This is a genomic window from Mycobacterium sp. TH-M106, from assembly GCF_057473765.1.
This window is the reverse complement of record NZ_JBYCLE010000634.1, coordinates 1-9,062: the sequence shown is the minus strand read 5'-3', so window position 1 is coordinate 9,062 and position 9,062 is coordinate 1. Positions and strand designations below refer to the sequence as shown.

The window sequence follows — 9,062 nt, the reverse complement described above, 5'->3', positions numbered from 1 at the left end:
ACTCGTTCGGTTATCTCTACGGCACACCGGGCTACCAGGCACCCGACATCGTCCGGACCGGACCGACCGTAGCCACCGACATCTACACGGTGGGCCGCACGTTGGCCGCGCTGACGCTGAACCTGCGCACCCGCAACGGCCGCTACGTCGACGGCCTACCCGACGACGACCCCACCCTGAAAACCTACGACTCATACGCCCGGTTGCTGCGGCGGGCCATCGACCCCGACCCGCGGCGGCGCTTCACCTCCGCCGAGGAGATGGCCGGGCAGCTGATGGGGGTGCTGCGCGAGGTGGTGGCAGCCGACACCGGGGTGCCTCGGCCCGGACTGTCCACCGTCTTCACCCGCTCCCGCTCCACGTTCGGGGTGGATCTGCTGGTCGCGCACACCGACGTCTACCAAGACGGTCAGGTGCATTCGCAGAAGCTGACCGCCGCCGAGATCGTCAGCGCGTTGCAGGTACCGCTGGTCGACCCGACCGACGTCGCCGCGCCGGTGCTGTCCGCGACGGAGCTGTCCGAACCGGTGCAGACACTGGATTCGCTGCGCGCCGTCCGCCACGGTGCACTGGACACCGAGGGCATCGACTTGTACCAGTCGATCGAGTTGCCGTTGACAGAGGTGCGCGCACTGCTGGACCTCGGCAACGTGACCAAGGCCATCCAAAAGCTGGACGATCTTGCCAACCAGGTCGGCTGGCGGTGGCGGCTGCTGTGGTTCCGCGGGGTCGCCGAACTGCTCACGGCCGACTACGAGTCGGCCAGTAAGCACTTCACCGAGGTGCTGGACATGTTCCCCGGTGAGCTGGCCCCCAAGATGGCGTTGGCCGCCACCGCTGAGCTGGCCGGCACCGCCGACGAACGTCCCTTTTACCAGGCCGTGTGGCACACCGACAACGGTGTGATCTCGGCGGCCTTCGGCCTGGCCCGGGCCTTGTCGGTGGAAGGGGATCGAGACGCAGCGGTGCGCACGCTCGACGAAGTGCCGGCCACCTCACGGCATTTCACCACCGCGCGGCTGACCAGCGCGGTGACGCTGATGTCCGGGCGTTCGGCGAGCGAGATCACCGAAGAGCAGATCCGCGATGCCGCACGCCGGGTGGAAGCACTGCCGGAGACCGAGCCGCGGGTGCTGCAGATCCGCGCACTGGTGCTGGGCGCCGCACTGGACTGGCTGGCCGAGCATGAGGCCAGCACCAACCACATCCTCGGCTTCCCGTTCACCGAGCACGGGCTACGGCTCGGTGTGGAGGCGGCGCTGCGCGGCCTGGCCCGGCTGGCGCCCACCCAGGAGCATCGCTACGCGCTGGTCGACATGGCCAACGCGGTGCGGCCCACATCGGCGTTCTAAAGGCGCTCGCTCGTCAGTCAGCTCCGGTAGACATCGCGTCGGTGATCAACGTCGAGGACATAGACCACCTGCTCGGCCTCGTCGATGCGATACCGAACCCGGTACTCACCTCGTCGGGCCCGCCCATGACCGACGAAAGGCCTCCGCAGCGGAGCGCCGACACGCAGTGGGTTTTCGGCTAACGGGCCGAAGATGAACTCGCCGCAGGCCGTCGCGACCAATTCCGGGAGGTGTTCAGCCAGTCGTCGCGCGGCCGTGCGGGTTACGACGACCCGAAAGCTCACTCACAGGCTCCGGGTCTCCGCGCTGCGAGCAGGTCACGCACCTCACTCTCGGTGAGGATATCCCCCCGCTCGATGTCCCGCTCCGCGCCGGCGACGCGAGACTGCGCGCCTGGGTCGCTGAGCAGTTCCAGGGTGGCCTCGATCGATTCGAGGTCTTCCGCGGCCAGCATGACCACGTAGCTGCGACCGTTCTTCGTAATCTGCACCCGTTCGTGCGTGGTGGCGACCTCTTCGGCAATCTCCGAGAAGTGCGCTTTTACCTCTGACAGCGGACGCGTCGACATAGACTAGTATCTTAGTCTGCCGATCTGATGGCCACCCGGCTGGATGGTGCACAAGCTCCCCCCGGGCCTGCGCAAAGCATTGTGACATGGGCTAGATCCAGGAGGGGTGGGAGGAAGGCTGGCGTGCGCGCCGCTGCTTTCTGGGTGTCAACGTCGTGGGCGGATCTTGTCGTAGCGCCCCGGTAGTATCGAAACCATGTTCGAGTCCGGTGTATCGTCGCAGGCTGCTGAGGTATTCGTTGGCGTCGACGACGCTGCTGTGGTGGGTGCCATCACCGCGGCGGCGCGTGAGCAGAATGCGGCGTGCGCGCGGGAGTTGGCCGCGATCGGCGAGCTGTACATCCGCCGGGCACCCGAGGACGATGCCGACCGGTTCAACTGGGCCGTCGACGGTTATGAGAATCTGATCGCCGAAGTCTCGGCTGCCTTGAGCATCAGCCGGGGCCGCGCCCGCGGCCGGTTACGCTATGCCATCGCGTTGCGGGAGCGGTTGCCCCGGGTCGCCGAGGTTTTTGCTCGCGGCGATATCGACTTTCGGCTGATGGCGGCGGTGGTGTATCGCACCGAGTTGGTGGAGGATCCGGTGTTGGTCGCCAAGCTGGATGCCGCCGTGGCCGCACACGCATCGACATGGATGCGGTTGTCTAAGCCGAAACTCTTCGAGCGCATAGACATGTGGATCGCCCGGTTCGACCCGGCCGGTCGGCGGGTGCCAGGGCTGCGCAACGAAGATCGCTATGTCGAGATCGGGCCGGTGGATTCCGGGCTGGCCGGTATCTGGGGGCAATTGCACGCCACCGACGGCGGCGCGCTGGACCGCAGGCTCGATGCCTTGGCCGACACGGTATGTCGCGACGATCCCCGCAGCAAAGAACAGCGTCGCGCTGATGCCCTGGGTGCGCTGGCCGCCGGGCTTGAGACGATGCGCTGCCAATGCGGTTCGTCGGATTGCCAGGCGGCACAACGCAAGCCGGCCACCGATGTGGTCATTCACCTCATCGCCGAGCAGAGCACCATCAGCGCTGAGTCCACAGCGCCGGGATACCTGCCCGAATTCGGCCCGATACCGTCGGACGTGGTCAAGGACATGGCGCGCACCGCGAAGGTCAAGCCGCTGACGTGGCCCTTAACCGACCCGGAAGCCGGGTACCGGCCGTCGGCGGCGCTGGGCGAGTTCGTGCGTGTGCGCGATTTGACGTGTCGATTCCCTGGGTGCAGCAGCCCTGCTGCGGTATGCCAGATCGACCACACGGTGCCGTTTCCGCTCGGGCCCACCCACCCCTCGAACCTCAAGCTGCTCTGCGTGACTCACCACCTTTTGAAAACCTTCTACACCGGTGTCGGCGGCTGGACGGATCGCCAGTTGTCCGACGGCACCGTGGAGTGGACGGCCCCCAGCGGCCAGACCTACACCACGATCCCAGGCGGCAGCATCTTCTTCCCCGTGTTGGCCACCCCGACCGGCGAGTTGGCCCTTCCCGACGGCACCGTCCCGGCGGACCCGGGCCGGGGCGTGATGATGCCGCGGCGCCAACGCACCCGCGCCGCCGACCGCCACCACCGCATCACCGCCGAACGCCGCATCAACGAAGAACGCCTCGCCGTGGAGCGTCGAAAGCGCATCGCCGAGTTAGTCCGAAACGACGAGCCACCGCCCTTCTGACGCCCTTCTGACGCCCTTCTGGCGCCATTCTGACCGCCTTACAGCCGGCGCAGGCGCGGTGCCAGGTCCGTTTCGAACAGCTGCAGGAAACGGCGCTGGTCGTGGCCGGGCGCATGGAACACCAGATGGTTGAAGCCCCATGCGACGTACTGGCTGACCTTCTCCACGGCCTCGTCGGGGTCCGAGGTCACGATCCAACGCTTGGCGACCTGCTCGATCGGCAGCGCGTCGGCGGCCTTCTCCATCTCGATCGGGTCGTCGATGGAGTGTTTCTGCTCGGCGGTCAACGACAGCGGCGCCCAGAATCGGGTGTTGCCCAGCGCCAGTTCGGGATCCGGGTCGTAGGAGATCTTGATCTCGATCATCTTGTCGATCTCGTCGACTGGTCTACCTGCACGCGCTGCACCTTCCAAAACCGCCGGCATCAGCTTCTCGGCGTAGAGCTCCGCGCCCTTGCCGGAGGTGCAGATGAAGCCATCGCCGGCGCGGCCGGCGTATTTCGCCACCACCGGTCCACCGGCGGCGATGTACACCGGCACCCCACCCTCGGGCACGTCGTAGATGGAGGCGCCCTGGAGGTGGTAGTACTCGCCGTCGAAATCCACACGGTCGCCGTGCCACAGCTCGCGCATCAGCCGCACCGATTCCCGTAGACGGGCGAACCGCTCCTTGAACTCAGGCCACTCGCCGGTGTAACCGGTGGCGATCTCGTTGAGGGCTTCACCGGTGCCCACCCCGAGGAAGATCCGCCCGGGATACAGGCAACTCATGGTGGCGAACGCCTGCGCGATCACGGCGGGGTTGTACCGGAACGTCGGGGTGAGCACCGAGGTGCCCAGCATGATCCGCTCGGTGCGTTCCCCGACCGCGGTCAGCCAGGACAGTGAGAACGGCGCGTGCCCGCCGACGTGGCGCCAGGGCTGGAAGTGGTCGCTGACCGTGGCGCTGTCCATGCCGTGTGCTTCGGCGGCGACACCCAGTTCGACGAGCTCCCGCGGCCCGAACTGCTCGGCGGATGCCTTATAACCCAGTCTCAGTTGTTGCGCCATTCCACCTTTTCTACCTGCTCCGGCGCTCCATAGACTCACCGGCATGGCTGCCAGCTCGGTTGAGGTTGTTCCGGTCACCGAGCGGGTGCACCTGGCCCGGGGCGAAGCGGTCAACTGGCTGCTGGTCACCGACGACAAGGGTGTGCTGCTGATCGACGCCGGCTACCCCGGTGACCGGGCCGACGTGCTGGCATCGCTGGGTGCGCTGGGCTACCATCCCGGTGACGTGCGCGCCGTGCTGCTGACCCACGCGCACGTCGACCATTTCGGTTCGGCGATCTGGCTGGCGAAAACGTATGGCACCCTAGTGTATTGCCATCCCGACGAAGTGGGCCACGCCAAGCGCGAGTATCTGCAGCAGGCGTCGCCGCTGCGCATCGCGCGGCAGCTGTGGCGACCCAGCTGGGCACTGTGGAGCATGCACGTAGTGCGCAACGGCGGCCTGAGCCGCGAAGGGATTCCGACTGCCCGGCCGCTGAGCGCCGAGATTGCCGCCGAACTGCCGGGCCAGCCGACACCCATCCCCACCCCCGGACACACCAGCGGGCACTGCTCGTATCTGGTCGACGGCGTGCTGGCCAGCGGCGACGCCCTGATCACCGGCCACCCAGTGCTGCCACGCAGCGGGCCGCAGCTGTTGCCGGCGCTGTTCAGCCACAGTCAGGACGACTGCCTGCACAGCCTGGCGGCGCTGGCGCTACTGGAGACCGAGGTCCTGGCGCCAGGGCACGGCGATCTGTGGCGAGGCCCGATCCGCAAGGCCACCGAGGCGGCGGCACGGCAGGCCCGCCGCGGCTGAGCCGTGCTCAGCTGCCGTGGTGCTGGCCGGCGAGGGCCCGGATCTGATCCTCGACGCGGCTGTCAGCGGCGAACAGCAACTCGTCACCCGACTGCAGCGCATCTGTGGCCCGCGGAAGGATGACGGCACCCTCTCGGAGCACGGTCACCAGTGCGGAATTCTCCGGCAGCACCACATCGCACACCCGCTGACCGACCAGTGGATTATCGGCGGGCAGCGTCAATTTCGCCAGGTTCACCTGCCCGCGCCGCAGCCCCATCAACTGCACCAGGTGGCCGACGTCGATGGCGCCCTCCACGCTGGCGACCATTGCTCGCGGTGTGGAGACCGCCACGTCAATACCCCACGCTTCGTCGAACAGCCACTCGTTGCGGGCGTCGTTAACCCTGGCGACCACTCTGGCCACCCCGAATTCGGCCTTGGCCAGCAGGGCGGCTGCCAAGTTCACTTTGTCGTCGCCGGTGGCGGTGATCACCACGTCGCACGTCTCGATCCCGGACTCTTCGAGCGATGCCAGCTCGCAGGCGTCGGCGAGCAGCCATTCCGCGTCCGGAGCGGTGTGCGGCTCGTAGTGCTGCGGGTTGCGTTCGATCAGCAGAACCTTGTGGCCGTCGTCCAACAGCTCCCGAGCGACGGACCGACCGACCGCACCGGCACCGGCGATTCCGATGCGCATGCTCCGGGTGTACCACAGCCGGGGCAAGCCCGCACAGGGTACTGATTTACTGGCAGATAGCCCGAAACCGGCCAGCCCGAATGGGGATGAGATGAGCTTGCAGCAGCTCTACGTGGCGCTGCTGATAGCGGGTCTGGTGCTGCTGGCGAGCATCGTGGCCACCCGAGCAGCAGCCCGGGTGGGCCTGCCCAGCCTGTTACTGTTCCTGGCCGTCGGGGTGGCCATCGGAAATGACGGGCTCGGGCTGGAGTTCAGCGACGTGGCGCTCGCCAGCGACCTCGGGACCGCCGCGCTGGCGATAATCCTGGTCGAAGGCGGTCTGACGACACAGTTCGCCGATATCCGCAAGCTGCTGGCACCTGCGGGTGTGCTGGCCACCGTCGGGGTCGGCGTCAGCATGGTCGTCACCGCTGCGGCCGCGCACCTGCTACTGGGCATCAGCTGGCAGCTGGCGCTGTTGCTGGGTGCCATCGTCTCGCCGACCGACGCGGCCGCGGTGTTCTCCATCCTGCGGGTGTTGCCGCTGCCCCGGCGAGTCGCCGGCCTGCTGGAAGCCGAGTCCGGCTTCAACGATGCGCCGGGCGCCATTTTGGTCTTGGTGTTCAGCACCACACCGCTGGCCCTGGACGCGGGCACCGTGGTGCTCGGTGTGCTCTATGAACTCGCGGCCGGCGCAGCGATCGGACTGGTCATCGGGCTGCTCGGGGCGCTCGCGCTGCGGCGGGCTGCCTTGCCGGCGTCCGGGCTTTATCCGCTAGCGACGTTCGGGCTGGGCATGGTGGCTTTCGCGGCGGCGGGGAGCGTGCACGCCAGCGGATTTCTCGCCGCCTACCTGTCCGGGGTGGTGCTGGCCAACTCCGGGCTGCCGCACCGTTCGGCAACCCGCTCGTTCGCCGAAGGGCTCGGCTGGCTGGCGCAGATCGGCTTGTTCGTGCTGCTCGGCTTGTTGGTCAGCCCCCGCCAGCTGCTGGGTGAGCTGATCCCGGCGCTGGTCACCGGGGCGGTGCTGCTGCTGCTCAGCCGACCGCTTTCGGTGCTGGCCTCGCTGACCTGGTTCAAGGTGCCGTGGCGTGAGCAGATCTTCCTGTCCTGGGCCGGCCTGCGCGGCGCTGTTCCGATTGTGCTGGCGACGTTTCCGATCGTCGAGGGGGTTCCGGACGGTTATCGGCTATTGAACATCGTGTTCATCCTGGTGGTGGTGTACACCCTGGTGCAGGGCCCCGGTCTGAGCCGGATGGCGCACCGGCTGGGCCTGATTCCGCGGGACTCCACCCGCGAAATCCAGGTGGAGGCGGCACCGCTGGACGTGCTGGAAGCCGAGCTGTTGTCCATGACGGTGCAGCCGGGATCCCAGCTGCACAACGTTTCGATTCTCGAGCTGCGGCTGCCGAACCCCAGCGTCATCACCCTGATCATTCGCAGCGGCAACACGTTCGTCCCGCAACCGCATACCCGGATCGCAGTCGGCGACGAACTTCTCATCGTCACCACCACCAAGACCCGCACGTCCACGGAGCGCAGATTGCGCGCCGTCAGCCGACGCGGCAAACTCGCCAACTGGTTCGGCGAATACGGCGCAGCTGAATAAGCCCAGTAAGCCCCCCAACCGAAATCACCTAACCCGTGTCCGCTCAGCACCACTCGGAGGCAGGATCTGACAGATGAACATGCGCGTACAGCCCCCGATGGACCTCGGCTCCTGGATCGCCCGCCGCGCCGCGGCCATCCCCCACCTTCCGGCGATCACGTTCGACGGGCACACCATGACCTATCGTGCGTTCGCCGAACGCATCGACCGGCTGGCCGCCGAACTGGCCGGAGGCGGGGTCGAGCGTGGGGACCGCGTCGGCTACCTGGGGCTCAACCACCCCGACTTCCTGGCCACCCTGTTCGCCGCCGCCCGGCTCGGCGCGGTGTTCGTGCCGTTGAACTGGCGGCTCACCGCCGCCGAACTGAGCTACATCCTCGGCGACGCCGGGGTGCACACCCTGCTGGCCGACGCCGAACGCGCCGCGGTGGTCGACCCGGTGCGCGCCGAGGCGGGGGTGCGCCGCGCGATCGCGCTGACACCGGTGCCCGGGTGGGAGGTGCTCGACACCTTGCTCGCTGATCGTCAGCCGATCACCGAGCCGGTCCACCCCGGACCGGACGAGGTCGCGGTGATCATGTACACCTCTGGCACCACCGGGCGTCCCAAAGGGGCGATGCTCACCCACGCAAACCTGTTCTGGAACAACGTCAATGCGTTGCTGTCTTTCGACACCCACCAGGACGACGTGTCACTGGTGTGCGCTCCGATGTTTCACATCGGCGGGTTGAACGTCACTACGCTGGTGACGCTGCAGAAGGGCGGCCACATCGTCGTGATGGCCACCTTCGATCCCAGCCAAGCGCTCAAACTGATCACCGAGCACCGGGTCACCACCATGTTCGGGGTGCCGGCGATGTTCTTGTTCATCAGCCAGCTCCCCGAGTTCGCGGAGGCCGACCTTTCCAGTCTCCGTCGCCTGATCTGCGGCGGCGCGCCGGTACCCGAGACGCTGATCGGGATCTACGGCGAACGCGGGATCCCGTTCGCGCAGGGCTACGGACTCACCGAAACGGCCCCGCTGGCGTTGGTGCTGCGCACCGACGAAGTGGGCGTGAAGATCGGCGCGGCGGGCCATCAGGTGCTGCCACTGTCGGACGTCCGGTTAGTCGATGCGGACAACAACCCGGTGCCGACGGGTGAGCGCGGCGAGATCTGTGTACGCGGGCCGCAGGTGATGGCCGGATACTGGCGCAACCCGGATGCCACCGCCGCGGTGATCGACGCACAGGGCTGGTTTCACACCGGCGACATCGGCCGGGCCGACGAGGACGGATACATCTGGGTGATCGACCGGGTGAAAGACATGGTGATCTCCGGCGGCGAAAACGTCTACCCCGCCGAAGTCGAAGACGTGCTCTACCGGC

Annotated in this window: 9 protein-coding genes; 5 read left to right on the top strand and 4 right to left on the bottom strand. The window is 67.3% G+C overall.

Annotated features, from left to right (window positions below; translation table 11 throughout):
- Positions 1 to 1,352, top strand: a 1,352-nt coding sequence (locus AC2VOP_RS21295; protein ID WP_486962811.1) for a tetratricopeptide repeat protein, incomplete at its 5' end; no start/stop codon positions are given.
- 17 nt (positions 1,353 to 1,369) lie between these two features.
- Here AC2VOP_RS21295 and AC2VOP_RS21290 read toward each other — a convergent pair.
- The gene (locus AC2VOP_RS21290; protein ID WP_486962810.1) at positions 1,370 to 1,636 is read right to left on the bottom strand and encodes a type II toxin-antitoxin system RelE family toxin; all 267 of its coding nucleotides are present in this window, start codon (positions 1,634 to 1,636) and stop codon (positions 1,370 to 1,372) included.
- A complete protein-coding gene (locus AC2VOP_RS21285; protein WP_486962809.1) occupies positions 1,633 to 1,920 on the bottom strand; it encodes a type II toxin-antitoxin system Phd/YefM family antitoxin in 288 nt (95 codons plus the stop codon). The genes AC2VOP_RS21290 and AC2VOP_RS21285 overlap by 4 nt, the downstream gene beginning before the upstream one ends.
- A gap of 196 nt (positions 1,921 to 2,116) precedes the next feature.
- Here AC2VOP_RS21285 and AC2VOP_RS21280 point away from each other — a divergent pair, with 196 nt between their 5' ends.
- Positions 2,117 to 3,583, top strand: a complete 1,467-nt coding sequence (locus tag AC2VOP_RS21280) for an HNH endonuclease signature motif containing protein (protein WP_486962808.1) — start codon at positions 2,117 to 2,119, stop codon at positions 3,581 to 3,583.
- Positions 3,584 to 3,621: 38 nt separating this feature from the next.
- Here the strand turns inward: AC2VOP_RS21280 and fgd are convergent, their stop codons facing one another.
- Positions 3,622 to 4,632, bottom strand: coding sequence for a glucose-6-phosphate dehydrogenase (coenzyme-F420) (gene fgd / locus AC2VOP_RS21275; RefSeq protein WP_486962807.1), 1,011 nt, complete (start codon positions 4,630 to 4,632; stop codon positions 3,622 to 3,624).
- Positions 4,633 to 4,675: 43 nt separating this feature from the next.
- On the opposite strand from fgd, the gene AC2VOP_RS21270 reads away from it, so the two are divergent.
- On the top strand, positions 4,676 to 5,431 hold the full coding sequence (locus AC2VOP_RS21270; RefSeq protein WP_486962806.1) for an MBL fold metallo-hydrolase: 756 nt from the start codon (positions 4,676 to 4,678) through the stop codon (positions 5,429 to 5,431).
- A 7-nt stretch (positions 5,432 to 5,438) separates the two neighbouring features.
- On the opposite strand, the gene AC2VOP_RS21265 is transcribed toward AC2VOP_RS21270, so the two are convergent.
- Positions 5,439 to 6,107: a potassium channel family protein gene (locus AC2VOP_RS21265; protein ID WP_486962805.1), complete on the bottom strand. Its 669-nt coding sequence runs from the start codon at positions 6,105 to 6,107 to the stop codon at positions 5,439 to 5,441.
- Between the two features lie 91 nt (positions 6,108 to 6,198).
- On the opposite strand from AC2VOP_RS21265, the gene AC2VOP_RS21260 reads away from it, so the two are divergent.
- Positions 6,199 to 7,695, top strand: coding sequence for a potassium/proton antiporter (locus tag AC2VOP_RS21260; RefSeq protein WP_486962804.1), 1,497 nt, complete (start codon positions 6,199 to 6,201; stop codon positions 7,693 to 7,695).
- Between the two features lie 73 nt (positions 7,696 to 7,768).
- Positions 7,769 to 9,062: AMP-binding protein (locus AC2VOP_RS21255; protein WP_486962803.1), on the top strand; the 1,294-nt coding region annotated here is incomplete at its 3' end.

Excerpts from the sequence above, each read along its gene's own strand:
- AC2VOP_RS21285 (WP_486962809.1), bottom strand. The coding sequence starts at position 1,920 with ATGTCGACGCGTCCGCTGTCAGAGGTAAAAGCGCACTTCTCGGAGATT.
- AC2VOP_RS21280 (WP_486962808.1), top strand. The coding sequence starts at position 2,117 with ATGTTCGAGTCCGGTGTATCGTCGCAGGCTGCTGAGGTATTCGTTGGC.
- fgd (WP_486962807.1), bottom strand. The coding sequence starts at position 4,632 with ATGGCGCAACAACTGAGACTGGGTTATAAGGCATCCGCCGAGCAGTTC.
- AC2VOP_RS21270 (WP_486962806.1), top strand. The coding sequence starts at position 4,676 with ATGGCTGCCAGCTCGGTTGAGGTTGTTCCGGTCACCGAGCGGGTGCAC.
- AC2VOP_RS21265 (WP_486962805.1), bottom strand. The coding sequence starts at position 6,107 with ATGCGCATCGGAATCGCCGGTGCCGGTGCGGTCGGTCGGTCCGTCGCT.
- AC2VOP_RS21260 (WP_486962804.1), top strand. The coding sequence starts at position 6,199 with ATGAGCTTGCAGCAGCTCTACGTGGCGCTGCTGATAGCGGGTCTGGTG.